The organism is Embleya scabrispora DSM 41855 (genome assembly GCF_000372745.1).
Taxonomy (GTDB): Bacteria; Actinomycetota; Actinomycetes; order Streptomycetales; family Streptomycetaceae; genus Embleya; species Embleya scabrispora.
Genome location: NZ_KB889563.1, coordinates 1 through 24,236, shown reverse-complemented (window position 1 = coordinate 24,236; position 24,236 = coordinate 1). Strand labels below are relative to the sequence as shown.

Here is a 24,236-nt window from a genome sequence, read left to right as displayed (position 1 = left end):
TGGCGGGCGCAATTCATCGGAAGTTTCTTTGTGACGAGGCGAGTTCGCGCCTCAGGGCCGAGTGGGTGGGTCCAGCGGACCAGTTGTTTGTACGGGTGTCGAAGGATGTGGGGTCCTGCTGCGGCGGCCACGATGGGGGGCGTCGATATCCCGATCGACAACCCCCCGTGAGTGCCTCTGAAAGGAGACACGTGTGAGTACGGGCACCGTGTTTCGGAATCTGACCTGTGCCGTGGCAGCCACGTTGTGCCTGGCCGTCGCGGTGCCGGTGGCCGCCGCCGATGAGGTCGGCGTCGCGAGCGGCCGGTCGGCCTCGGCCCCAACCCGGCCGGAGGCGGTTGCCTGAACGCAGGCCCTCGGCGCGTTGACCGAGGCCAAGGCGGTCTCGGCCATCGCCGCCGGGGAGATGATCTCCACCACGGACGACCTGCTCCGCTTCCACCGCGCCCTCTCGGCCGGCCGGCTGCTACGGCCGGAGCAGATGCGTGAGATGCAGGACGCGGTCCCGACGAGCACGACGCCGGACGCACCCCGCTACGGCGTGGGCCTGGCCCGGTTGCAGTTGTCCTGCACGACGGTCTGGGGACACAGCGGCGGCATCTTCGGCCACTCCACCCAGCTCTGAGGCAACTCCGACCGCCAACTGGCCCTGTCCTACACGCCCTTCGGCACCGACCGGGATCAGGACGCCCAGGCGGCAGCCGACAGCGCACTGATCGAAAAGGTCTTCTGCGGCAAGTAGCACCTCACGCCGCCGCCGGACGACGGACGGGCCGAGCACGCACGGTGTGCCTCCCGACCGTCGTCCGGCACGGCTACGGCCCGTGCGCCGCCACCTCGTCCGCCGACGGTGTACGCCCAGGCGGGCCTGCTCGACCGCCAGACGCCGGCGGCCGTTGGTGCCCGGGCGCATGCTCGGGTCGGGAGGTCAGCCCGCGGTGCGGTTCCGGCGTATCCGAACCATGCCCCTGGTGGGGGCAGAAGAGGCTGTTGCAACGGCTACGGCGTTGGCGCCGACGATCACCCAGATGGCCGCCCACGCGATCGCATCGAGGTGCTGGTGGAGCACGACGAGACCCACCAGGGCGGCGAAGACCGGGTTGACGCTCATGAACACGCCGAAGAAGTGCGCCGGGACACGTCGGAGCGCGAGCAGGTCGGCGAGGAACGGCACCGCCGAGGACAGCACTCCGGCGGCCAGCGCGCCGGCGAGGGCGGCCGGGGTGGGGGGATGCTGCCAGAGCACCAGAGCTCCGACCGGAACGTAGAGCGCGCCGGAGACGGCCGCTGCGGCGGCCGGGCCCTCCAGGCCGGGCAGGTTTCGGCCGACGGCGCGGTTGAGCATGATGTAGCAGCCCCAGCACGCCGCGGCCAGCAGCGCCAGGCCGACGCCCGGGTAGTCGGTGGACGGAGAAGGGCGGGCGAGCACGACCACCGCTGCGGCGGCGGCCGGCGCGCACAGGGCATCGATGCGGCGTCGAGAACCGGCCAGCGCGACCGTCAGCGGACCGAGGAACTCCAACGTGACGGCCAGCCCGAGCCCGATGCGGTCGATGGCCGCGTACAGGGACAGGTTCATCACGGCGAACACCAGTGCCAGCCCCAGCACCGGCCGCCATTGCGCCGCGGTGAACGAGCGCAGGCGCGGCCTTCCTGCCGCCCACAGCACCCCGGCGGCCACCCACTGGCGGATCGCGACCACTCCCGCCGGGCCGATCACGGGGAACGCGAGCGCCGCCACGGATGCCCCGGCCTGGTTGGACAATCCGCTGCCCAGCATCAACGCCACCCCGGTCCGGCGGCTCCCGCCCGGGCCCGGTGTACCGCAGGCGGCGTCGAGGGCCGGCCCGGCGTCCTGTGAGGTCTTCATGCCCTCACCGTGCGCTCCCCGTGGGGATACGCAAAATGCATCCACAGCGCTATCGATACGCTGAGCGTATGGATGAGCATCGAGGCAACTCCACCGGGCTGGAGCTGAAGCACCTGCGTTGCCTGGTCGCCATCGTCGACACCGGCAGCTTCACGGACGCGGCCCTCGAATTGGGCATCTCCCAGGCCGCCGTCTCCCGCAACCTCCTTGCCCTGGAGAAGATCCTCGGAGTGCGGCTCCTGCACCGCACCAGCCGCACGGTCGCCCCCACCACGGCGGGCGTGCAGGTCCTCGCCCGCGCCCGCCCGCTACTGGCCGGTGCCGACGACCTCGTCACGGAAGCCACCACCGGTCACAGCCGCCTGCACATCGGCCACGCCTGGTCCGCCTTCGGCCGCCACACCAACGAGTTCCAGCGTCGCTGGCACGAAGACCACCCCGAGATCGAACTCCGGCTCATCCGCCACAACTCCTCCACCGGCGGGCTCGCCGAAGGGTTGTGCGACCTCGCGGTCATCCGCGCCCCACTCGATCTCAAGGCCTGGTCGCACGCCCTCGTCGGCCACGAGCACCGCTACGTGGCCCTCGCCTCCGACGACCCGTGGGCCCGCCGACGCAGCATCCGTCTGGGCGAAGTCTCCACCCGCACGCTCGCCCTCGACCGCCGCACCGGTACCACCACGCTGAACCTGTGGCCCGAGGGCGAACGACCCGCCGTCGAGTACATCCATGACATCGACGACTGGCTGGCCGCCATCGCCTCCGGCCGCTGCGTCGGCGTCACCCCCCGGGGTACCGCCGCGCAGTACCGGCGTGACGGCATCACCTACCGCCCCCTGCGCGACGCCGAACCCGTCCCCATCCACCTCATCTGGCGCCGCCAGGACCCCCACCCCGCCACCCACGCCGCCGTTGCCCTCGCCATCGACCTCTACCGCGAGACCGGCAAGCCACGGCACTCGCATGAATGAGGGGGCGGGCGCCGACGAGCCGGGTCACGCGGCTCGCTCGCGCGCACGCCGAGATCCACGGGAGAGTCCCGATGCGCGGTGCCCACGGCCGGCGCTACGCCGGAGTCCCGGGCCCGTTCGGGGCCGGGCGGTGTCGTTCCGCCCCGGCCCCGAAGGCATGCCCGGGGAAAGGCGCACGCGCCGGCCCCGGCGATCGCAGCACCTGCCTCGGACCGGCGGCGAGTGCCCGGCCGATCCCACCGCGCCTTCGTGAGGTGTGACGAGAGCGGTCAGACCCGGCCGGCGGGGAAGGCGCCGTTGAGCATGCGCACGATGGTGTCGTCCGGTCCCGGAACGAAGACCACGCCCCATTGGTGGTGCGAGGCGATCCGCGGATCCTCGGGCCGGAAGCGGTGGGCGCCCAGCGGCACGAGCCGGCTCGTGACCGACTCCCCAACGTCGTCCGGCTCTTCCGCGCCCGCCTGCGGTGTCGCGGTCAGCAGCAGGCCGCCGTCCTCGTGCGGGACGTCGTAGCCCATGTCGCCGCGCGGCGCAGCGCGTCCTCGCCCCGTCCGGTGGTGCCGTTCGACGCACGCGTGGGGATGGCCTGGGCCCAGCTGAGGCGCCCCCCGGGCCGCAGTGACGCGAGTGCCTTCGAACCGGATCAGATCCTGCGGCCCGCCGAGGCACTGCACGCGTACACGACCGCGGCTGCGAAGGCACTCGGCGACACCTCACGGGGCCGCGTCGCCCAAGGCATGGCCGCCGACCTCACCTGCTTCGGCGGCGACCCCCTCCGGGTCCCGGCCGACGAACTGCCGGAACTGCCCGTCCTCGCGACCATCGTCGACGGTGCATGCTCGTTCAGAGAGGAAAGACCGTGAACGACTCCGTGCCGGAACCCTCGAGAGATCTACAGCGCAATGCGCTCGGCATGTGGGACCTGGTGTTCTTCGTCGTCGCGGCCGCCGCACCGCTGGCGGTCATGTCGGGCGTGGCACCACTCGCGATCCAGTTCGGGGGCATCGGGGCACCGGGCGGCTACCTGCTCGGCGGAATCGCGATGTTCGTGTTCGCGATCGGCTACACCGCGATGACCCGATACGTCCCCAACCCCGGTGCCTTCTACGCCTACATCTCGGAGGGACTCGGCCGCACCATCGGCGGCGGCGCCGCCTTCGTGGCGCTCGCCTCCTACATCCCCATCGCCGTCGGCTTCGTCCCCGCCATCGGCGTGTTCGCCCAGCAGAGCGCCGAATCGGTCTTCGGACTCCACGTGCCCTGGGGCGTGTGGGCGACGATCGGCGGCGTGATCGTCGCGGTCCTGGGCTACCTCAACGTGACCCTGAGCGCCAAAGTCCTGGGAACGATCCTCATCCTCGAGGTGCTGATCCTGCTGGTCTTCACCGTGCCGGTCGTCGTTCAAGGCGGCGCGGACGGGCTCAGCCTCGACGGGTTCAGCCCCGGCAACATCTTCGCGCCGGGCGTGGGCGGCCTGTTCGTTCTCTCCTTCGGAGCCTTCCTGGGATTCGAGTCGACGGCCATCTACCGCGGCGAGACCCGAAACGGCGAAAAGGCGGTGCCCAGGGCGACGTACATCGCGGTCGGCTTCCTGGCGGTGTTCTACTCCCTCGTCGTCTGGGCCGTGATCATGTCGTTCGGCGAATCCCAGGCCGTCGAGGCCGCCGGCTCCGATCCGGCCGAGATGTTCTTCGTCGCGATGACCCAATGGGTGGGCAAACCCGTCAGCGACGCGATGCACCTGCTCCTGGTGACCAGTGCCCTGGCTTCCGTGCTCGCGGTGCACAACGCCTCGGCTAGATACCTGCACGCTCTCGCGCGCGACGGTGTGCTGCCCCGCGTCCTCGCCGGAACCGATCCGAAGACGCACTCGCCCGCCAACGCGAGCCTGGTCGTCACGGCCCTCACCGTCCTGGGCGTCGGCGGCTTCCAACTGTTCGGCGCCGACCCGTACCTCCAGACGTTCCTGTGGCTCAACGGCATCGGCATCGCCGGGATCATCGGACTCCAGGTCCTGTGCTCCGTCGCGATCGTCGTGTTCTTCGCACGCGACTCCCACGGCGTGGGAATCGTGCGACGGCTCGTCGCGCCCACCGCGGCCGCGCTCGCGCTCACCGCGGCCGCGCTCGCGCTCACCGCGGCGCTCTACCTCATCGTCGAGAACTTCTCCGTCCTCACCGGAGCCGCGGCGGCCACCAACACGGCCCTGCTCCTCGTCGTACCGGTGGCCTTCGCCGTCGGCGCCGTGGCGACTCGGCGCGCGAGGCGGGTTCCCGACGACCTGCGGCCGGCCCCGTCGAGCGACGCCGGGCTCGTGCAGGGTCCGAGCCGAATCGAAGGGGCGTGAGGACATGCGCGCCGACGACGCACCCGAGAACGAGACCGGCCCGGCCCGACGCGTGGTCGTGCCGGCCGGCCGGGGCGCAGCGGTCGAAATCCGGTGCGGACAGACGATTCGTGTCGTGAACACCTCCGGCACGCAGGTGGTGGATCTCTGGGCACACGCGCGAGACGACCCGCGTGAGTACTTGGGCCTCTCGCAGTGCAGGGAGGTGCTGCAGCGGATCCATTTCCGCAAGGGGGACGTCTTGTCGACCAATCGCTACCGGGCCTGTCTCACCGTGCTCGACGACACCTCCGGAATCGACCACGACACCCTGATCGCGCCCTGTCGGGCCGAGACGTACCTGAACGTCGGCCTCCCGGTGACCCATCGGAGCTGCACCGCCAACCATGCGCAGGCGTTGCCGCGGTGGCCGGCCGCCGACCCGCCGCAACCCTGGAACCTGTTCATGACGGCCGAAGTGGGGCCGGGAGGTGAAATCGTCTACAAGCGGCCCCCGTTCCTTCCGGCGATGTACGTCGAGCTGCGCGCGGAGATGGATCTGACGCTCGTCGTGTCTTCCTGCCCTGACGACCACTACCCGACCAACGGCGGAGACGGCTCGCCGCAGGACTTCGAGATCCTCGTGGCCCCTTGACGCCGGGCCACTCGCACGGCGAACAGGGCGACCGGACCCGGAACGAAGCCCACAGCCGGGGTACCAGGACCGCCGCAACGCGGCCGTCGAAGACATGACCATCCGCCGCGACCTCCAGGCGACTCGGGCCCCGTCGCCGTCGCCGTCGAAGTAGTCCACACCCCCCGCGGTCGGCGTCGCCCCCCGCAACGGCGTGCACGGGCAAGGTTCGTGCACGCCGGCGGCGACCAGGGCCGCCGCGGACAGGGCCCCTCGACAACCACCCCAGCCCGTACCGCCACTCGACACCCCCAGCGCGAGCACTCGCACGACCAGGCTCACCGAGACAAGCGACGGAACGACTGCCTTCGCTGAGTAAACGACTCGAATGGATGAGAAGGGACACCCGGGTTGTCCCATGACATCGAACCCAGGCTGTTCGTCATGCTCGGTGGTCCGGACAGAACCACGCCTCGGGGTTGTTCGCATCGATGCCGACCACCGGCAGCGGTGGTGGGGGCCCGGGGGCATCAATCGGGGTGCACTCCCCGCGCGTCCGGGCGGGCCGGGCACCGGTCACGCCTAGCGTGGGTTCGGAGACAATCCCGGCGAACCGCCGCCGGGATACCGACCCCACGGAGATCCGTTCACCATGACCGCCACCCTTCCCGAACTCACCGGCAACTACGTCCTCGACCCCGCCCACACCCGGATCGGCTTCGTCGCCCGCCACGCCATGGTGACCAAAGTCCACGGCTCGTTCGGCACGTTCGAGGGCACCGCCCACCTGGACGGCGCCGACCCGGCCAAATCCACCGCGCAGGTGGTGATCAAGACCGAGAGCATCCACACCGGCGTCGAACAGCGCGACCAGCACCTGCGTACCAACGACTTCCTCGACGTCCCCAACTTCCCCGACATCACCTTCCGCACCACGTTGGTCGAGCGGCAATCCGACACCGAGTACCGCGTCACCGGTGATCTCACCGTCAAGGACACCACCCGCCCCGTGACCATCGACTTCGAGTACACGGGCAACGCCGTCGACCCGCACGGCAACCTCCGCGTCGGCCTGGAGGGATCCGTGACCATCTCCCGCAAGCAATTCGGCGTGACGTGGAACGCGGCCCTGGAAGGCGGCGGCGTGCTGGTCGGCGACAAGGTCGTCCTGGAGTTCGACATCTCCGCGATCAAGCAGGGCTAGCAACGCCCGACCGGTCGGGACACTCGGCCGGCGCCGCGGCGCGGGACGTTGCCGGACGGCACGCGGACCACGGCGTCCGGGCCGCATGCCGTTCCGGCGCGATCCGGACGCCGCCGGCGAGGGTGACCGTCGGGGACGGTCTCGGCCTGTGCGAGCGGTACCACGCCGACCCCGGGCCGACGGGGCTCTCGTACGAATACCGGGTTGGGCTGCAACTCGTCGCCGGGCCGGGGGAGTCCGGAGCGGGGTCCGACCACTGCCGGGCCGTACGGGTCCAGCCCGCCCGGGGTGTGCTTCCGCAGCCGCGGCGGGGCCCGCGACGCGGACTACCGGCCGGAGAAGGCCCGGGAGCTGTGCGCCCTCACCCGGCCACCCCGCCGCCGGCGTTCGTCCCCACCGGGATCGACCGCCCGCGCTCGGAGATGCTGCCGTCCTCCACTACTCGGTGATACCGTATAGTGGTACTCGGTGGCACGCAGTACCGACAGGGCTGAGGAGGAATCGCGATGGACGACCTGACGGAGATGCTGAAGGGCACGCTCGAAGGGTGCGTGCTCGAAATCATCGGCAGCGAGGAAACCTACGGGTACGCCATCACCCGCCGGTTGAACGAACTCGGCTTCGCCGACGTCGTCGAGGGGACGGTGTACACCATCTTGCTGCGACTGGAGAGGAACGGACTCGTCCAGGTGGCGAAACGACCATCCGGAGTCGGTCCGCCGCGCAAGTTCTACGCGCTCAACGACGCCGGACGCGAGGAACTCGCGAAGTTCTGGGCGAAATGGCAATACGTCTCATCACGCATCGACAAGCTCAAGGAGGGCGGGAGATGAACTTCCGGGAGACCATCACAGGCAGCGATCTCACCAGGGAATGGAAGGCGTTCGAAGCCCGGGCCGAGGCCCTGCCGGAGGACTACCGGGTGGCGTGGGAACAGATCAAAGGCCACCTCTTCCCCCATGCGGGCTTCACCGGCCGCAACCTGATGCCGATCCTCGACGCCGCCCTGGGGCTGCTCGAAGAAACAGCGGCGGACGGGCAGAGCGTCCACGAGGTGCTCGGCGACGACATCCGAGGCTTCTGCACGGCGCTGGCCGGTGGAGAAGGGGCGCGAACCCATCGGGACCGGTGGCGCGAGCAGTTGAACAGGAACGTCGCAAGGAAATTGAGCCGGCTGGGAGGCTGACGTGAGCATCCAAGACATCATCGACGGCAAGAAGCAGTGGCGGGCGCACGTGGCTCGGGTCAAGGCGCTCCCGCCGGACTACCGGATCGTCTACAAGGAGATGCAGAGGTACCTGTTCAAGGTCGGACCGGTCGACCTGCCCGACGGGCCCCTGCTCCCCGGGATCGTCGACTTCTTCGAGGAGGGCGTTGCCGCGGGCAAGGGGGTCTCGGAACTCATCGGCAACGACGTCGCCGCGTTCTGCGACGACCTGGTCAAGGACTCTCCGACCTATGCGGACGTCTACCAGGAATCCATCAGCGGGGAATCCGGCACGGCCGAGAAGTAGCACCCGCCGCCTCATGCCGGCGGGCGTAGCCCGCCCGCGCGGTTCGTTCGGCTCGGCGCAGCGCGAACAGGCGCCGGCCGACCGGCCATCGGAAGCTGCCGGTGGATTCCGTTGACCGAGGTGGTCGAGCAGGCCGGCGAGATGGCTCAGCCACGCCAACGCCGGCAACGTCCCCGGAGCAGCAGCCCAGGCGGAGGGGGTCCGCCATACGGGCCGGGGCTCCGTCGCCGTCCTGTCGGCCCGTCTCGGGTTCGGCGGTGACGTCCGGATATCACACCTGGATCCGGAGCGGAACTCGTACGCGTGGGTCACGGGCCGGACCTCGATCACCAGCTTGCTCGACCGGTCGATGGACCTGTCGGAGGAGTACCTCTTCGTCGCCGGCGAGCGGGACCGCCCGTGGCGGGTGCGCACGCGCCGGTCCCGGTGGTACGACTGATCGACCGATGGCCACCGGGGCCGACGTACTCGGTGAAGTCCCTTCCGCCGCACCGAAGGTGGCCCGGGAGCGGCGAGCCGTCCTGTCCGGCAGGTGCCAGCGAGATCGCCGGCCATCGGTCGTTGTCACAAGGCTGTGCCGACGTCGGCCGGTCGGGTCGCCGTGCCGCCTGCCGGGAGTGCTGAAGGCTTATACGGGGCGGCGGATTTGACGGGGCCGGGAGACTGGGAGAGAGGGTGATTCGCAGGTCGAATCGGGTCGGACACCCGAGCCTCGATGGTCGCGGGCCTCGCACGTCGAGGTCTCGAATTTCCCGGGCGGCGGACGCGCGGGCGAGGGCGGCCGGCGCGGGTTGCCCGGACGGGAAGAGCGGAATGCGGGAACGTGTGGGTCGTGTCGGTGTGGTCACCGGGGCGGCCGGAGGGATCGGCTACGGCATCGCGCAGGCGCTGGCGGGCGACGGGATGCGGGTGGTCCTGGCCGACCATGACACGGTGCGGCTCGAGGAAACCGCCGCGATGTTGCGGGCGGACGGCGCGGAGGTGTCGGCGGTGCCCACCGACGTGCGGGACGCGGCGGCCGTCCGGGCCCTCGCCGATGCCGCGTTGGCCGTGTTCGGACGGGTCGACGTCGTCTGCAACAACGCCGGGGTGTGGACGTTGAACAGGCAGTGGGAGACCGAACTCGTCGACTGGCAATGGGTCGTGGACGTCAATCTGTGGGGCGTCGTGCACGGCGTGCGGACGTTCGTTCCGCTATTGCTCGCGCAGCCGGACGGCGGGCACATCGTGAACACCGCGTCGATGGGCGGTCTGATCGGCGGCGCGATGACCGGGCCCTACGGCGCCACGAAGCATGCGATCGTCGGCCTGACCAAGGGACTTCGCGCCGAACTCGCCGGCACCGCGGTGGGGGTGTCGCTGCTGTGTCCGGGCAAGGTCCGGTCCGAGATGCTCGACCGGGTCAACGCCCGCCCCGTCGAGGTCGCCGGCGACGAGACTCCCGGCGGCAGCGGGCCGTCTCCGTCCGCCCGGGGCGTGATCGACGCGATGCGCAGGTCACAGGCGGGGGCGATGAGCGCCCGGGAGGCCGGCGAACAGGTCGCCGCGGCGATTCGCGAGGACAGGTTCTGGGTGCTGCCGGGCGCCGATGCCCACGTTCCCTTGCTACAGGCGGAGTTCGACGAGCTGATCGGCGCGTTCGGATCGATGCCAGCCGACGGGGGAGTCCCGGACTCGGCGCGCTGAAAGACAGGTACGCACCCGTCCCGAGGACCACCGCAGAATCCGGAACACGCGCGCACGCGACTCCGCGAGTTGTGGGTGGACCACATGCTCGTGCTCGCGGGCGGGTCGCCGACTCGGGCGTGGACGGTGAACACGGCCTTCCACGGCGCGCCGGGCGCGTCCTGCGCGAAGTGGATCACCGCCTGGTTCTCGTTGTCGGCGTAGGTGGCGGCGACGAACGTGCGGGGGCGCTCGCTCGGGGGATCCGGATCACGCGCCGATGCGTCGACCCACGCCCGCGCACGCGCCCGTCACTGGACCTGCGCACGCCTCGGGGTGCCCGTTGCCCTACCGAGCCGGGCGTTGGTCGCAAGCGTGAATCCGGCAGGCCATCCGGGTGTTCACCGACCGGGTCGGGCATCCGGATCGGCAGGCCGGGGCACCCGGTCGACGGTGGTCCGTCTCCGATGGTCCACCTCCGGTTCGGCGAGCACCCCAGGAGTGATCATGGCCACGCCGACCGCCCCCAAGGTCGCGCGCAAGCCTGCGGCTAGGGCGTGGATTGTGACGTCGGGCTTGCGCATGGATCGGCTGCACATACCGACGGCATGGTGCCGGTGTCCGGAGTGCCGTGATGCCAAGTTGCGGGTACAGCGGAGGACGCCCCCGGTGGCCCTCGTTGAGGGCTGCCGGGGGCGTTGCCTACCGCTCGTTCGTCGTTCGGGTAACCAGCCCACGGGCGACCGGTGTTCTTCAACGTACACAAGGAGATCCGGGCGAACTTACGTGTTGGCGGTGCGAGTTGCGAGATGCGCTGGTAGGAAGGGATGAGAGTGGCGCAGGCGTCGCGGTTGCTCCAGCCCTGGGCTGTGAGGATGCGGGCGGCGAGTTCGGTGGAGCAGCGCGGAGCTGCGCGACGATCCGATGGAAGACGCCGACGTACGGGCCGCCGCAGCGTCGCCCGATCCTGGAACCGCTGCGGTAGGCGCACCAGCGCACCGGGGGAGCATGATCTCGACCATGGACGACAGCGAACTGCAACCGGAGTGGTTCAGCCACCTCACTCGACGGCGAGGAGAGTCGCCATGCGGACCGGCATCGTCATGACAGCGGGGCCGGGTGTCGAACACCTGGCCGCCCGCGCGGAGGAACTCGGCTTCGACAGTTTCTGGGTGTACGACACGCCGATGATCCACGGTGATCCGTTCGTGAGTCTCGCACTCTGCGCCAAGTCCACCCACCGGATCAGGCTCGGCATCGGTGTCACCTCACCGGCACTGCGTTCCGCGCCCGCCGCGGCGGCGGCCGTCAGCAGCCTCAACGCCCTGGCCCCCGGCCGCATCGTCTGCGGGGTCGGCACCGGCAACACGGCGCGCCGTACGCTCGGCATGCGGCCTACGAAGCTGGCGGAGCTGGAGTCGTTCACGGCCGCCCTACAGGATCTCACCGCGGGCCGCGAGTCGGACTACCGCGAGGGGACCCGGGCCGGCAGGGTGCGATTCCTGCACGTCGGGCCGTACGTCAACACCGAGGCTCCCGTGGAGTTCGTCGTGGCCGCGTTCGGCCCGAAGGCCGCCGCGGTCGCCGGCCGGCTCGGCGCGGGAGTGATCTCCTTCGGGATGCACGACCCCGCGGCCTGGTCCGCCCTCGGCCAGGCCCGGCGGGCGGCGGCGCGGGACGCGGGCAGCGCCGAGAAGTCCCGTTCGTATCTCATGTCCTCCCTGCATGTCCTCGCCGACGGCGAGGACCGCTACGGCGATCCGGTCAAGGATTCGATGGGGCACATCGCACTGAGCGCACTGATCCTCGGCGCGGAGAACCCCGCCTTCCGCGCGGCCCTCCCTCCGGAAGAGGCCGCGGCTGTCGACCGTCTGCTCCGGTTGCGCGGCACCACCCCCACCGATCCCAAGCTTCATCAGGCGCTCTACCGCAACTACCTGGGTCGGCTGTCCCCCGAGGACCGCGAACTCATCGTGCCCTCCCTGGTGGACAAATTCGGCCTGGTCGGTACCAGGGGCGAGGTCACCGAGCGGATCGACGTGCTGGAGAAGTCGGGGGTCGACGAGCTGGTGATCCAGCCCGTAGTGGACCCGGAGACCGAAATGGCCGAGCTGGCACGGCTGCTGGCCTGACACCAATCCGCGTGCCTTCGCGACCGCGGCCGGCTGCGACTTGCGGCGGGAGAAATGAGCCGTCGCGAGGCGTCCGACGCCATCGCGGAGGTTCTCGGCGTCTCCGCGGTGGCCGTCGACTCGGCCGTCACGGCCTACCGGGATTCCCGGCACGTCCCACCGGGGCTTACCTCCTGGACGCCAGTGATCGCCCGCAGCGAACCGAGACGTGCCCTCCTCCACGAGCCGGCCGCCATCGGGCGGGACGGCCTGTACTCCTTCCTGCGCAGCCGCGACGGCTTCCCCGCCGGAACCCGGTTCCACATGCCCCCGACGCGGACGACAGCGCACTGGCCCTGTCCACGCTCCCACGAGGAGATCGCGCCCTTGCGGGACTGGCGGGTCGCGGTCGGCCGGGTCGCCCGGGCGCCGAACTGTCGGCGCATGGCCGAGAGATCCGGCGTCACCAGGATCATGCGTCGCCCCTCGACGACGATCGACCGTGGTTCGTTTCGCCGGGGCGGGAGCACGCGGTCCCGCCCCGGCGAGGCTCGGTCAGGAGGTGGTGTTCGGAAGCGTCGTGCGCACCTCCCGGGCCGCCGCGACCAGGTTCTCCAGCGAGGTACGGACCTCCGGCCAGCCGCGGGTCTTGAGGCCGCAGTCCGGGTTGACCCACAGGCGTTCGGCGGGAATCGCGGCCAAGCCCTCGCGCAGCAGGCCCACCACCTCGTCCGTGCCGGGGACGCGCGGGGAGTGGATGTCGTACACGCCGGGTCCGGCCTCGCGCGGGTAGCCGTGGGCGGCGAGTTCGCCGGCGACCTGCATGTGGGAGCGGGCGGCCTCCAGGCTGATCACATCCGCGTCGAGGTCGTCGATGGCCTGCACGATGTCGCCGAACTCGGCGTAGCACATGTGGGTGTGGATCTGGGTCGCCGCGCGTACGCCGGACGTGCTCAGGCGAAACGCCTCGGTGGCCCAGGCCAGGTACGCGGCGTGGTCCACGGCCCGCAGCGGCAACGTCTCCCGCAACGCGGGCTCGTCCACCTGGATGACTGAAACCCCCGTCGCCTCCAAGTCGTTGACCTCGTCGCGCAGCGCGAGCGCAACCTGGCGGGCGGTGTCCCCGAGCGGCTGGTCGTCGCGGACGAACGACCAGGCGAGCATGGTCACCGGTCCGGTCAGCATGCCCTTGACCGGGCGGTCGGACAACGACTGGGCGAACGCGGTCCATCGCACGGTCATCGGCTCGGGCCGGAGGATGTCGCCGGCCAGGATCGGCGGGCGCACGTACCGGGTGCCGTACGACTGGACCCAGCCGTGCCGGGTGGGCACGTATCCGGTGAGCTGTTCGGCGAAGTACTGGACCATGTCGTTGCGTTCGGCCTCGCCGTGCACCAGGACGTCGATGCCCGCCTTCTCCTGGAAGGAGATGACGTTCCGGATCTCGGTTTCGACGCGTTCCTCGTAGCCGGCGACGTCGATGCGTCCCGCGCGCAGATCGGCGCGGGCGACCCGGAGTTCGGCGGTCTGCGGGAAGGAGCCGATGGTGGTCGTGGGCAGCAACGGCAGGCCCAGGTGGGCGCGTTGGGCTGCGGCGCGTTCGGCGTAGGGCTTGCTGCGGCGACCGTCCGCGTCGGTGACCGCCGCGGCGCGGGCGCGCACCGCCGGGTCGTGCGTGAGCGCGGAGGCCCTGCGTGCGGCCAGATCGGCCCGGTTGGCGGCGAGGTGGGTCGCGATGGTGTCGGTGCCCCGGCGGAGGCCACGAGCCAAGGTGACGATTTCCTCGGTCTTCTGCCGGGCGAACGCGAGCCATCGGGCGATCTGCGGGTCGATGTCACGCTCGGCGTCGGCATCCAGGGGAACGTGCAACAGCGAGCAGGAAGCGGCGACGTCGACGCGGTCGGCCAGACCCAGCAGCGTGCCGAGCGTGGTGAGCGACTTGCCGAGGTCGTTGATCCACACGTTGCGGCCGTCGACGACGCCGGCGACCAGACGCTTGCCGGGCAACCCGCCGACGGCGCCGAGTGCGTCGAGGTTGGCGGCGGCAGGGCCGGTGAAGTCGAGGGCAAGGCCCTCGATCGGCGCCTTGGCCAGGATCGGCAGCGCTTCGCCGAGACGGTCGAAGTACGAGGCCACCAGCAGCTTGGGCCGGTCGCTGAGGCCGCCCAGGTCGCGATAGACCCGAGCGGCGGCGTTCAGTTCGGCGAAGCTGCGGTCCTGGACCAGGGCCGGCTCGTCGAGCTGTACCCATTCGGCGCCTGCGGCGCGCAGTTCGGCGAGCAGTCGGGCATAGACCGGCAGCAGCCGGTCCAGGAGCGTCAGCGGCTGGAAGTCGGCCGCGACGCCGGGCGCGGATTTGGCGAGCAGCAGGTAGGTGAGCGGGCCCACCAGCACCGGGCGGGCGGTCAGGCCGAGCGCGACGGCCTCCTCGAACTCGGCCACCTGCTTGGCGGAATTCGCCTCGAAGACGGTGTCCGGCCCGAGTTCGGGAACGAGGTAGTGATAGTTGGTGTCGAACCACTTGGTCATTTCGAGCGGCGCGACACCCTGTGTGCCGCGCGCCATCGCGAGATAGCCGTCCAGGGCGTCGGCTTCGACGGCCGCGCGGTGGCGGGTCGGGATCGCGCCGACCATCACGCTGGTGTCGAGGACATGGTCGTACAGCGAGAAGTCGCCGGTGGGCACCTCGTGGATGCCCGCCTCGGCGAGGCGTTGCCAGTTGGCGCGGCGCAGTTCGGCCGAGGCGTCCTGAAGCGCCTGTGCACCGACGCGGCCGGCCCAGTAGCCCTCGATGGCCTTCTTCAGTTCCCGATTCGGGCCCTGACGGGGGTAGCCGTACACGGTGGCATGCGCCGCCGCGGCTGTGGACTTGGTGGTCACGGAACTCTCCTTCGCGAGCCTGTCGACAAGATCCCGGGACGGATCGCAGGCACGAAGGGATGGCAAACCGCATGGGCCATGTCGGCGCACTCGCGCACATGTCCCACCGGTTGTCCGCCGACCCGCCCACGAGGTCACCGAGTTCGCCGTGCGCATCGGCAGCGCACGGGCAGTGGCAGGTCTTCGGACTCGTGGGCACATTCACCAGAGGCGAACACCTACTGGCCGTCGCTTCCCGGACCCGGCTTGGGCCCAGTGCTGTTGACGGCGGTCGTTCCCACTCACCGCTGCGGGGCAGTCCCGGATTCACACCGGGTTCCCTCTTACGACGCGCCTACCTGGTTGGCAGGGCGAACCGACTGCGTCCGCCAGCTTAGACGCCCGAGGGCACGTCGGGGACCCACTACGCGCGCCGGACGACGAAACAACGCCTCGAAGATACGACCGTCACGGGCGGCTGCCTCGTGCCCTTCCCCGACGCCGGCCCTCACCGCGGCGGCCGCTACCTGCCCGCCACCTGTGGCCGGATCACGCCGGCCATCGCTGTGGATCCCGTGATGTGCCGGGCCATCGGACCCGGTCCCCACCACCGATGGGGATCTCAGACCCTTGGCCCGAGAGTCTCAGCCGGAAAAGCTCCCCGGGGAACGGGCCCCTTCGGGCTGCGCGTAGTAGCCGGCGACGTTGCAGTGCAAGGGGCCCCACACGCCCGGCTTGCCCAGTTCGCGGAAGTTGATGTCGACGTCGGCGACGGGTCGACCGCCCGGAACGCGGGCGTTGGCCGCGGTGCAGGTGAGTTGGTGGATCGCCTCAACGGGCACTCGGCCGGCGTCGAGGGGCAGCGTGAGTGTGACGCTGCCGTCCCCGGTGTCGACGCCGACCCGGCCGGCAACATCCGCCAGGGCGGTCGTGAATCCCTGCCGCCGTTCGGTCTCGGTCGGTCCCCGCAGTAGCAGTGCGATTGCTTGGCCGGGGTCGAGGGACGTGTCGGTGGGTCGGGACACCGCTTGGACACCGTAGGAAGACACGAAGAACAGACGAGCCCGGTCGGGCACGGTGCCGACCACGGGAACGCCGCCGGCCGGGGGGCCGACTCCGTGTGGCTTCGTGGTGGAGATGCCGCATCCGGCGACGAGGGAGGCCACGACGGCGATCACGGCGGTGGCGAGCTTCACTGATCCTCCGGACGTTGGTTTCCGACCTCGCCCGACGACGCGGGCTCGCCGTCGTGATCGGTTCCCTGTGCGCCGATGTCGTCGAGGTGTCGGGGGTCCGGCACGGCGGCCGGCGGCACGAGTGGGAGTTCGATGGTGAACACGGTGCCCTCGTCCGCGGCGTCGGCCGCTCGTAGGGTGCCGCCGTGCAGGCGGATGTTCTCGCGGGCGATGGCAAGTCCCAGGCCGCTGCCCTCGGATCGGGTCCGGGCCGAGTCGGCTTTGTAGAAGCGGTCGAAGATGTGCGGGAGCACGGCCGGATCCAGCCCGGGGCCACGGTCGACGACGTCGATGGCGACCAGATTGTCGGCGCGGCGCAGGACGACGCGCACGGGGCTGCCGCCGTGGCGCAGGGCGTTGCCGACCAGATTGGCGAGGGCGACGTCGAAGCGCCGTGGGTCGAGTACGACGCGGATATCGTCGGGGAGTTCGGTCTCCACCCGGTCGGTCCACCCGCGGGCACGCAGGGTCCGGCGTACCGCGGCGGCGACGTCGACCTCGTCGGTGTGCAGGACCGCGGCACCCGCGTCGAAGCGGGAGATCTCCATGAGGTCGTCGACCATGCGGGCGAGTTTGCGGGTCTCCTCGGCCACCAGCCGAAGCGCTTCGGAGGTGTCGGGGTCCAGGTGGGCGGTGTCCTCGTCGAGAACCTCGGTCACCGCGACCATCGCGGCGAGCGGGGTTCGCAGTTCGTGGGAGACGTCGGCCGCGAACCTCCGGGCGCCGGCCTCCAGGCGGCGGCGTTCGGCGGCGTCGCGTTCGATGGTGTCGGCCATGGTGTTGAACGTCGCGGTCAGGTCCGCGAGTTCGCCGGTCCCGCGGACGGGGATGCGGGTGTCGAGCTCGCCCTCGGCGATGCGGTGGGCGCCCGCGCGCAGCCGGCGTACCGGACGAAGGACGTGCGCGGCGGCGATGAGCGCCGGGACGAGGGCGAGTCCGACGGCGGGGATCGCGCCGTAGCGGGCCGCGGTGACCAGTGCGCGGATGTCGGCCTGCTCGCCGCGCAGGGACATTTCGGCGTACACCACGATCCGGGTGGGGGCGTCGTCCTGCCCCGCGTGCAGGATCGGCATCCCGACGACACGGTGAGCCGGACAGTGCGCCGGCGGCGGGTGGAGGGATTGGTCTCGCTGTTCATGTCGTCCAGTAGAGCCTCTGAAATCCCTGCTCAACGGGGTTGTCATCGTTTCATCACACGCTGGGAGAGGAACAGTCATCCACCACGAGTCCGCACCCGGATCGTGCGCGCGGAGACCCGAACGTCACGGTGTCCGCCCCGATTTGTCTCGGCTCGCCAACCTCGCCCCGGCGGGCGTCCGCGCCGGCGCGGCCGCCCGCCGACTCCCCTGCGACCACCGCGACCCGCCGGGCCCGGCCGGCTGGTCCCGCGGGTGCGTCAACCCGGCCGCGGCGGCACGATCCGATGCAGGCCGGGGGCCGGGGCAGCCGGTGGGCGGGCGCTTGGCCCGCCGAATGCGAACGGACCCGTGCCGTCCGGTGGCGCGTCGCCTCAATGCGGGGCCGGAGGAACGGTGTTGTGACCCGCGCTGCGCCAAGGTCTCATGAGGGACGTGGGTTGTGACCCGCTGCGGTGCCGGGATCCGGTCGGGCCGGCAGGCGCGTGGCCCGCGCGGTGGCGAGGCCCGCGAGGAGACCCAGGGGGAGAGCCGAGAGCCATACCAGGGCTGGTGTGCCGACGCGGGCGAGGGCGAGTCCGGAGGTGGGTCCGATTGCGGTGCCGATGTCCTGCGAGGTGGACAGGGCGGCTTGGTAGGTGGCGCTGCGTCCCGGCGGTGCATGGCGGCTGGTGAACGCCGAGGTGGTGGGGCCGTAGATCATCATTCCGAAGGAGGCGACGAGAACGGCGACGACGAGGACGGGGTAGCCGAGCCCGGCGGCGGCGAATCCCGCGAGGCCGATTCCTTGGAGGGCGGCCCCCAGGAAGAGCAGGCGGCCGGTGTCTCGCCCGCGGGCCCAGCGGCTGACCGGGAGCTGGAACACGATGATGGCGAGGGCGTCGACGGCGAACAAGGCCGCGTAGGCGGTGGTGTCCAGGGAGTGGACGCGGTTCAGCAGGACCAGGCCGTCGGCCTCCCACCAGGTGAAGGTGATACTGAGCAGGCTGCCGCCGAGGACGAGCAGCGCGAGTCTGCGGTCGCGCAGGATCTGCGTGAGCGCGCCGTACACAGCCTTGGCCTCCTCTCCGATGTTCGCCTCGGCGGTCTCCGGGTCGATGACGCGGTCGGAGGGAACGGCGGTGAATACGATCAGGACGGCGCCGACGAGCAGGACGCCGGCTGTGGCGAACACGCTGGAGAGCGAGAGGGTGACGGCCGCGGCTCCCAGGATCGGGCCGAGCACGCCGCCGATGCCGGCGACCACGCGGGTCAGGCCGTAGGCGTGGTGGAGGTCTTCGTCGGCGTGCAGGTCGCCGATGAGGGCCGCGATGGTGGGGTGGAACGCCGACTCGAAGAGTCCCGCGGCGAGGAACAGGCCGAGGGCGGGTACCGGGTGGTGCACCAGGAAGAGGCTGCCGTAGCCGAGGGCCATTCCGGTGGTGGAGAGCAGCAGCATGCGGCGGTGGCCGATGCGGTCGGCCAGGGCGCCCCCGGCCAGGCCGCCGGTGAACTCGCCGGCGGCCTGGACCAGGAACAGCGTGCCGGCCGCCGCCCCGCTCAGCCCACCGACACGGTGCGCCCACAGGATGACGAAGGGCAGCATGACGCCGTTGGCCAGTGCGCCGAGCAGGCGGACGGCCAGAAGCGCTCGGAAGGCCGGCCTGACCTGTCGCGCCGTCAGGCTGCTTCGCGGTCCGGGCACCGGGGCTGTCACGTCGGGTTCCGCGAGGTGACGGCGGGGTGGCGGTCGGCGGTCCAGTAGCCCTTGGCGAAGACGTGGTCGGGCCGTATGCCCGAGCTGTGCACGAGTTCGCGGACCGCCCGGGTGGCGCGGGCCTCGGCGAGAACGTAGACCTGTCCGAAGCTCCTCGCCTGTATCTCCTGGGTGACCACGGCGAGAAGCCCCTCCGGGGCGCCGGGCAAGCGGTCGCCGCGCTCGAGCCAGCGCAGGCGGCCTGCCGCGATCGGAACCCGGTCGGCGGCGGAGGCGGTCTCGATGACGGCGGTGGCCTCCTGACCGGCCGGCAGTGCTTCGGTCAGGGCCGCGATCGCCGGCAGGGAGGCTTCGTCGCCGACGAACAGATGGCCGTCCGCCGGCCGCAGTCGCAGCTTCCCCCGTGGGCCGACGAACTCCACGGGAGCGCCGGGCTGGGCGCTCGCCGCCCAAGCGCTGCCCGGCCCGCCACCCGGGTGCAGGACCGCGTCGATGTCCCACTCGCCGATCTGCGGGCGGGCGTGGCGGATGGTGTAGCGCCGCTTGACCCGGCTTCCGCGGGTGTCGGTGAGGAGTATCTCGATGTCCTGGGCCGGGTGGGGCGTGAGGCCGAGGAGGCTCGGGCCGCCCAGGGTGAGTCTGACCGTGCGGGGGGTGAGGTGCCGACGTGCGAGCACCGCGCAGCGATGGGTTGCGTTCATTGGGGCTTCCTCTGACGTCCGGGGGCGGCCGGGCATGCCCGTAGCCACCCGCATCATTTTCGAGGCACTGTGTCTCGATACGAGGCTAGCACCATTCCGAGGCACCGTGTCTTGATAAGCTGGGCGCATGCCACCCACCGCCCACGGACAGGCCACACCCGGACGCCCCCGCAGCGAATCGGCGCGGATCGCCGTTCTGCACGCCGTCGACGACATGCTCGTCGAACAGGGGTACGCGGCGATGACCATGAAGGGCATCGCGGAGCGCGCCGGCGTCGGGCGTCAGACCGTCTACCGGTGGTGGTCCACCAAGGCGGAGATCCTGCTGGAGGCGAGCGTCTCCGACGCCGCCGACGAACTGGCCACCACGCCGCAGGCCCGTCCCGCCGACGAACTCACCGCCTTCCTCGAGGCACTGACCGCCTTCCTCGCCACCTCACCGGCCGGTCTCGCCTTCCGGGCACTGTTGGGCGAAGCGCAGCACGACACCTCGGTGCGCGACCTCGTCCGTGCCGCCGACCTCGTCGGCACGGCTGCCGCGGCCGTGCTCGCGCGCGTGCGCCCGCACGCCATCGGCATGCCCCCTGCGCCACTGGCCGCGGCCCAGCTCACCGGCCCCGTCATCGCCGTCATCCTGGAGACCGGGAATCCCCTGCCGCCCGACTTGCTTGCCGACCACGCCCGGATCCTGCTCGGCGCCTGGACGGGTGGGCCCTCCGCGCCAAGTCGTGGCCCCGGCGGCGCCACGGGGGACGACTGACGCGTTCGTGGTCACACCGATACTCGATCCACGGCAACCCCGGTGCGCCTGTCGGGAACAGCAGTCCGCCGCACGACGTCGAAGGGGCCTTCCAGGGTGGTCACGCCCCCGTCCGCGCCCTTGGTCGGCTTGAGGATGTAGGACCGGGCGTCGACGAAGTGGCGGACGACTGCGGGTTCAGGGAATTGTTGTGGCCGGACGTCGAGGACGCGGTGCCGCGTGGCGTCCGCGTTGTGGATGGGGTGCGTCCGCCGGCAGATCGACGCCTTCGGCGAGGACGCGCACGTTCGAGGGCACCGCCCGCCGCGTCACCGCGACGGCGCCGCGTGTCCGCGCCGCGACGCGTCGCGGATCAGCCCGGCGTCGACTTCCAGCCCGTCCACACGCGCCACTGCCGGATGTGGCAGCAAGATCTCCGGCTCAAAGTCACACACAACCCGGCCTGCAACCGGACTGACGTACCGTCACGAGTTACGGTCATCCCGATCATCGACTACGAAAATCTTGTCCGAGCCGAGTCCTTGACAGTCCCGAGGCCGTCACTGAAACGCCTTGTCAGGCGCCCCGACACGGTCAGGAGTACCAGGACGCCTCCGTCGGCCGCGACCGCCGGGGCACCTCCCGAGCGGGCATGGGCCTGCGTTCGCCATCCGCGAGCAGGATGCTCATCGGATCGCCGCCGAGAGCGCCAGGGAGCGTCACCTCGACCTCGATGCCGCGCGGCGGGTCGGTGGGCAGGATCGCGGTCATCACTGGCGTCTGGGCGCGGTGGACGTGGACACGGGCGGCGGCGACCACTTTCCCGTCCACGAGGAGCTCCAGCTCCCGCGTCCCGCCCATCCGCAGGCCCACGGTGACCGAGCAGCCGGCGTGCTCGCAATGAAAGTGATACTCGCGGCTCATGATCGACTTCCTGAATCGCCGGGCGAAAAGGCCCCTCCACCCCATCGTGGCACCGGGCGGCGGCTGAGTCAGCGCTGGATCCGGCCCCGCGATCGTCCGCGTGCTCGTCGCGTGTCACGAGGCGGCGATGGGCGGCACAGAGGGCACCCGGCGACACAGGGCACCCCAACGATCACGCATCGCGGACTCGCGCCCTCCGGGCCGGGAGGTCGGCTCGGGTGAGAACCTCCCCTTCTGGGGACCACGCTCCCTGGCCCGACGCTCTCGCGTTCAGCGCGCCGGCGCCGCTCTCTGTCGCGGCAGCGGTCCCCGCCGGAGCGGCAATCTCAATCATGTCCGGTGAGATTGGCCTCTCGGTGCGCACGTCCGGCTGGCCCTTCGTGGCGCTGCTCGATGAGCGGGCGCTGTCACGATCGGCTTCGGCTCGGTCCTGTGCACAGGGCCCAGATGATGGCGACGTCGATTGCGATCACGACGATCGACCACACCGGGTAGTGGGGCAGCCAAACGAAGTTCGCGACCATGCTCAGCCCTGCCAGGAATACACCCAGGACGCGAGCCCACACTGCGCCGCCGAACAAGGCGAGACCGCCGAGGAAGATGACGATGCCCAGGATCAGGTGGATCCAGCCCCAGCCGGTGGTGCTGAACGAGAAGGAGTAGTTGCGCGTCGCGACGATCACGTCGTCCTTCGCGATGCCGGCGATTCCTTGGAAGACCGCCAGGGCACCGCCGACGGTCATGAGCACCGCGGCGAACGTGATCCAACCCGAGCGCGTGGCCGGTCCTGTGTGCGTGGACATGTGAGCGCCTCCTTACCGAGGCAACTTCGGGAGACATCCCCGCCTTCCACACTGACCCCTCCCATGGGTCGCTGCGACTGGAGCCTGTCGAGTCGTGCCGCGACTGGGAAGTCCGGGGCCCGAGAAGATCCGTATCCGTCCGGGCCCGCACTGCGGTCTCGCCGAGATGCTCCCGCAAGCCGACAGTCCTAGGGTCGTAAGGGGGAGGGCAGCCGGGCGGCAACGGCGCCCGGCACCCACGAGACCCGTGAGGAAACCGATCATGACCACATCGCAGGACACACCCGTCTTGGACACCCTGGCTGCCATGACCCTGGACTCGCTGGAGCGCTGCGGCTTGGCACCGGACACCCTGATCCTCACCCGCGTCGCCGCGCTCGTCGCCATGGACGCCCCTCCGATGTCCTACCTGGCCCACTTCAAGGCGGGCGCGGAGACCGATCTGACGCCGGAACAGATCCAGGACGTCCTCGTCGCCATCGCGCCGGTCGTCGGCACCGCGCGAGTCATGGCCGCAGCCGGCCACATCGCCGAAGGACTCGGTATCGAGATCGCTGCCGCCGCGTTGGCATCGGAGGGATGAGGCACCGACGCCGAGGCGCGACGGGAACTGCTGCGGCAGCGGCCCAGGAATGACCCTGGACGGCTGCGAGCACCCAACCGCAAAGGATCTCGGGGTACGGCTCACGCTTCTCCGCGCAGTGCGGCCGGGTCGAGGTCGGGGGAAGAGGCACCAATATTCGACGCCTCGACCCCTTGGCGAGAATCACCAGCCGATGCGTGGCCGCGAGCGCGAGCCGGCCGGGCAACCGCCGCAACACGAGCGTGCCGCCGTGCCCCTCGCTGCGCGGGATCCCGGTCACGATCTCGGTCGGTTCGTCGGAATCCGGGCACGTAAGGCCCCGGTGACCCCGAGCCGGACGTCCGACTTCACCCATTCAGTGGGATTACATCCCTATTGACAGCGATTACTGGCGGTTTCTGCTGTGCTGGACGCAACCGCAAAGACTGGAGTCATGTCATGCGATTGCGCACCATCGCGTTGTACGCACCAGCCGCCGCAGCCCTGCTGGCTCTGGCCGTGCCGACGGGGACCGCCCAAGCGGCCACTGGCAACTTCTTCTATCACCAGCAGCCCGGAGACATCGAGCGCGTCCTGACCAACCCCGGCGACAACGCGTGCTTCCAGCTCGGAAACGGCGGAGGCCCGATCTCCAACCAAACCGACCGCGTGGCCAGTGTGTACTTCTCGAACAACTGCACTGGCGGGGTCTTCGGATTCTTCAACCCCGGCGACAATGGCTCGCTGCCCGAGTATCACAGTGTGAAGTTCACGGAGTTCCCCCCGTGACTTCCGGTCTCACCAGGGCGTCCCGGGCCGCTACTCGCATCACGGTGTTCGGAGACAGGTGAGCCCGTGGGCCCCGTCTGGGTCTGGGACACCAGCGGCGCGTGGGTCTACGCCCGCATCGCCGAAACCGATACCCGCGGCTGGTTCCACGGCGATTACGTCGTATTCGACGGATCCCTCGAACGCGGAAGCGCGGAATAGCCGCGCGAACGAACACATGAGCGCCCCGGTCCGATGGCAGATTCCAGGGGTCGTCGCAACACGTGGTTGGTTTTTCAGGCCGCGAGTAGTTTATGCAGGCGCTCGGCTGGGGTTGCCCAGTCGAGCGTTTTGCGTGGTCGGCCGTTGAGTTCGGCGGCGACGGCGTCGAGGTGTTCCCGGGTGTGGGCGGACAGGTCGGTCCCCTTGGGGAAGTACTGCCGGAGCAGGCCGTTGGTGTTCTCGTTGGAGCCTCGTTGCCAAGGACTCCCCGGGTTGCAGAAGTAGACCGGGATGCC

At 70.5% G+C, this 24,236-nt stretch carries 26 protein-coding genes, 1 pseudogene and 1 riboswitch; of the genes and pseudogenes, 17 read left to right on the top strand and 10 right to left on the bottom strand.

Annotated features, from left to right (window positions below; all coding sequences use genetic code 11):
- Positions 1–193: 193 nt before the first annotated feature.
- Together A3IC_RS68275 and A3IC_RS0104115 are read left to right on the top strand one after the other, a co-directional pair.
- A complete protein-coding gene (locus tag A3IC_RS68275; protein WP_020548800.1) occupies positions 194–346 on the top strand; it encodes a hypothetical protein in 153 nt (50 codons plus the stop codon).
- Between the two features lie 18 nt (positions 347–364).
- On the top strand, positions 365–625 hold the full coding sequence (locus A3IC_RS0104115; RefSeq protein WP_020548799.1) for a serine hydrolase: 261 nt from the start codon (positions 365–367) through the stop codon (positions 623–625).
- 303 nt (positions 626–928) lie between these two features.
- Here the strand turns inward: A3IC_RS0104115 and A3IC_RS0104110 are convergent, their stop codons facing one another.
- Positions 929–1,780 (bottom strand): EamA family transporter, encoded by an 852-nt coding sequence (locus A3IC_RS0104110; RefSeq protein WP_040876142.1) that lies wholly within the window; start codon positions 1,778–1,780, stop codon positions 929–931.
- A gap of 158 nt (positions 1,781–1,938) precedes the next feature.
- Here A3IC_RS0104110 and A3IC_RS0104105 point away from each other — a divergent pair, with 158 nt between their 5' ends.
- The gene (locus A3IC_RS0104105; RefSeq protein ID WP_020548797.1) at positions 1,939–2,841 is read left to right on the top strand and encodes a LysR family transcriptional regulator; all 903 of its coding nucleotides are present in this window, start codon (positions 1,939–1,941) and stop codon (positions 2,839–2,841) included.
- A 269-nt stretch (positions 2,842–3,110) separates the two neighbouring features.
- Here A3IC_RS0104105 and A3IC_RS0104100 read toward each other — a convergent pair whose 3' ends face one another.
- Positions 3,111–3,359, bottom strand: a complete 249-nt coding sequence (locus A3IC_RS0104100; RefSeq protein ID WP_020548796.1) for a hypothetical protein — start codon at positions 3,357–3,359, stop codon at positions 3,111–3,113.
- A 39-nt stretch (positions 3,360–3,398) separates the two neighbouring features.
- On the opposite strand from A3IC_RS0104100, the gene A3IC_RS0104095 reads away from it, so the two are divergent.
- The 10 genes from A3IC_RS0104095 to A3IC_RS0104045 all read left to right on the top strand — a co-directional run bounded on the left by A3IC_RS0104095 (position 3,399) and on the right by A3IC_RS0104045 (position 12,316).
- The gene (locus tag A3IC_RS0104095) at positions 3,399–3,704 is read left to right on the top strand and encodes an amidohydrolase family protein (protein ID WP_158695797.1); all 306 of its coding nucleotides are present in this window, start codon (positions 3,399–3,401) and stop codon (positions 3,702–3,704) included.
- Entirely contained in the window at positions 3,701–5,188 is a 1,488-nt protein-coding gene (locus tag A3IC_RS0104090; protein WP_205353732.1) for an APC family permease, read from the top strand. The genes A3IC_RS0104095 and A3IC_RS0104090 overlap by 4 nt, the downstream gene beginning before the upstream one ends.
- Positions 5,189–5,192: 4 nt before the next feature.
- Positions 5,193–5,822 (top strand): DUF1989 domain-containing protein, encoded by a 630-nt coding sequence (locus A3IC_RS0104085; RefSeq protein ID WP_020548793.1) that lies wholly within the window; start codon positions 5,193–5,195, stop codon positions 5,820–5,822.
- Between the two features lie 631 nt (positions 5,823–6,453).
- A complete protein-coding gene (locus A3IC_RS0104080; RefSeq protein ID WP_020548792.1) occupies positions 6,454–7,005 on the top strand; it encodes a YceI family protein in 552 nt (183 codons plus the stop codon).
- A gap of 506 nt (positions 7,006–7,511) precedes the next feature.
- Positions 7,512–7,838 carry a PadR family transcriptional regulator gene (locus A3IC_RS0104075; RefSeq protein ID WP_020548791.1) on the top strand — a complete coding sequence of 109 codons (327 nt, stop codon included), beginning with the start codon at positions 7,512–7,514 and terminating at the stop codon, positions 7,836–7,838.
- Positions 7,835–8,191, top strand: coding sequence for a DUF1048 domain-containing protein (locus A3IC_RS0104070; protein ID WP_020548790.1), 357 nt, complete (start codon positions 7,835–7,837; stop codon positions 8,189–8,191). Before A3IC_RS0104075 ends, A3IC_RS0104070 begins: the two co-directional genes overlap by 4 nt.
- A 1-nt stretch (position 8,192) precedes the next feature.
- Entirely contained in the window at positions 8,193–8,519 is a 327-nt protein-coding gene (locus tag A3IC_RS0104065; protein ID WP_020548789.1) for a DUF1048 domain-containing protein, read from the top strand.
- Between the two features lie 813 nt (positions 8,520–9,332).
- Positions 9,333–10,205, top strand: a complete 873-nt coding sequence (locus A3IC_RS0104055; protein ID WP_020548787.1) for an SDR family NAD(P)-dependent oxidoreductase — start codon at positions 9,333–9,335, stop codon at positions 10,203–10,205.
- Between the two features lie 75 nt (positions 10,206–10,280).
- A complete protein-coding gene (locus A3IC_RS72385; RefSeq protein WP_020548786.1) occupies positions 10,281–10,409 on the top strand; it encodes a hypothetical protein in 129 nt (42 codons plus the stop codon).
- Positions 10,410–11,269: 860 nt separating this feature from the next.
- Positions 11,270–12,316, top strand: a complete 1,047-nt coding sequence (locus A3IC_RS0104045; protein WP_020548785.1) for an LLM class flavin-dependent oxidoreductase — start codon at positions 11,270–11,272, stop codon at positions 12,314–12,316.
- A 534-nt stretch (positions 12,317–12,850) separates the two neighbouring features.
- Here A3IC_RS0104045 and metE read toward each other — a convergent pair.
- The 5 genes and pseudogenes from metE to A3IC_RS52400 form a co-directional block, all read right to left on the bottom strand.
- A complete protein-coding gene (gene metE / locus A3IC_RS0104035; RefSeq protein ID WP_020548783.1) occupies positions 12,851–15,175 on the bottom strand; it encodes a 5-methyltetrahydropteroyltriglutamate--homocysteine S-methyltransferase in 2,325 nt (774 codons plus the stop codon).
- 157 nt (positions 15,176–15,332) lie between these two features.
- A riboswitch (cobalamin riboswitch) is annotated at positions 15,333–15,551 on the bottom strand.
- A 247-nt stretch (positions 15,552–15,798) separates the two neighbouring features.
- Entirely contained in the window at positions 15,799–16,350 is a 552-nt protein-coding gene (locus tag A3IC_RS52410) for a hypothetical protein (RefSeq protein ID WP_020548782.1), read from the bottom strand.
- Positions 16,347–17,471: pseudogene (locus A3IC_RS52405) on the bottom strand (sensor histidine kinase); the annotation flags it as partial. The pseudogene A3IC_RS52405 and the gene A3IC_RS52410, both read right to left, overlap by 4 nt.
- A gap of 478 nt (positions 17,472–17,949) precedes the next feature.
- The gene (locus A3IC_RS0104020; RefSeq protein WP_020548780.1) at positions 17,950–19,221 is read right to left on the bottom strand and encodes an MFS transporter; all 1,272 of its coding nucleotides are present in this window, start codon (positions 19,219–19,221) and stop codon (positions 17,950–17,952) included.
- A complete protein-coding gene (locus tag A3IC_RS52400; RefSeq protein WP_020548779.1) occupies positions 19,218–19,922 on the bottom strand; it encodes a siderophore-interacting protein in 705 nt (234 codons plus the stop codon). Before A3IC_RS52400 ends, A3IC_RS0104020 begins: the two co-directional genes overlap by 4 nt.
- Before the next feature lie 127 nt (positions 19,923–20,049).
- Here A3IC_RS52400 and A3IC_RS0104010 point away from each other — a divergent pair, with 127 nt between their 5' ends.
- On the top strand, positions 20,050–20,682 hold the full coding sequence (locus A3IC_RS0104010; protein ID WP_020548778.1) for a TetR/AcrR family transcriptional regulator: 633 nt from the start codon (positions 20,050–20,052) through the stop codon (positions 20,680–20,682).
- Between the two features lie 573 nt (positions 20,683–21,255).
- On the opposite strand, the gene A3IC_RS61795 is transcribed toward A3IC_RS0104010, so the two are convergent.
- Together A3IC_RS61795 and A3IC_RS0104000 are read right to left on the bottom strand one after the other, a co-directional pair.
- A complete protein-coding gene (locus A3IC_RS61795; protein ID WP_245599143.1) occupies positions 21,256–21,585 on the bottom strand; it encodes a hypothetical protein in 330 nt (109 codons plus the stop codon).
- Between the two features lie 407 nt (positions 21,586–21,992).
- Positions 21,993–22,388, bottom strand: coding sequence for a DUF7144 family membrane protein (locus tag A3IC_RS0104000; RefSeq protein WP_020548776.1), 396 nt, complete (start codon positions 22,386–22,388; stop codon positions 21,993–21,995).
- 262 nt (positions 22,389–22,650) lie between these two features.
- On the opposite strand from A3IC_RS0104000, the gene A3IC_RS0103995 reads away from it, so the two are divergent.
- The 3 genes from A3IC_RS0103995 (at position 22,651) to A3IC_RS72380 (ending at position 23,940) form a co-directional block, all read left to right on the top strand.
- Positions 22,651–22,971 (top strand): carboxymuconolactone decarboxylase family protein, encoded by a 321-nt coding sequence (locus tag A3IC_RS0103995; protein ID WP_020548775.1) that lies wholly within the window; start codon positions 22,651–22,653, stop codon positions 22,969–22,971.
- Between the two features lie 438 nt (positions 22,972–23,409).
- Positions 23,410–23,739 (top strand): hypothetical protein, encoded by a 330-nt coding sequence (locus tag A3IC_RS0103990; protein WP_020548774.1) that lies wholly within the window; start codon positions 23,410–23,412, stop codon positions 23,737–23,739.
- Between the two features lie 66 nt (positions 23,740–23,805).
- Entirely contained in the window at positions 23,806–23,940 is a 135-nt protein-coding gene (locus A3IC_RS72380) for a hypothetical protein (protein ID WP_020548773.1), read from the top strand.
- A gap of 74 nt (positions 23,941–24,014) precedes the next feature.
- On the opposite strand, the gene A3IC_RS52390 is transcribed toward A3IC_RS72380, so the two are convergent.
- Positions 24,015–24,236, bottom strand: a 222-nt coding sequence (locus tag A3IC_RS52390) for an IS30 family transposase (protein ID WP_020548772.1), incomplete at its 5' end; no start/stop codon positions are given.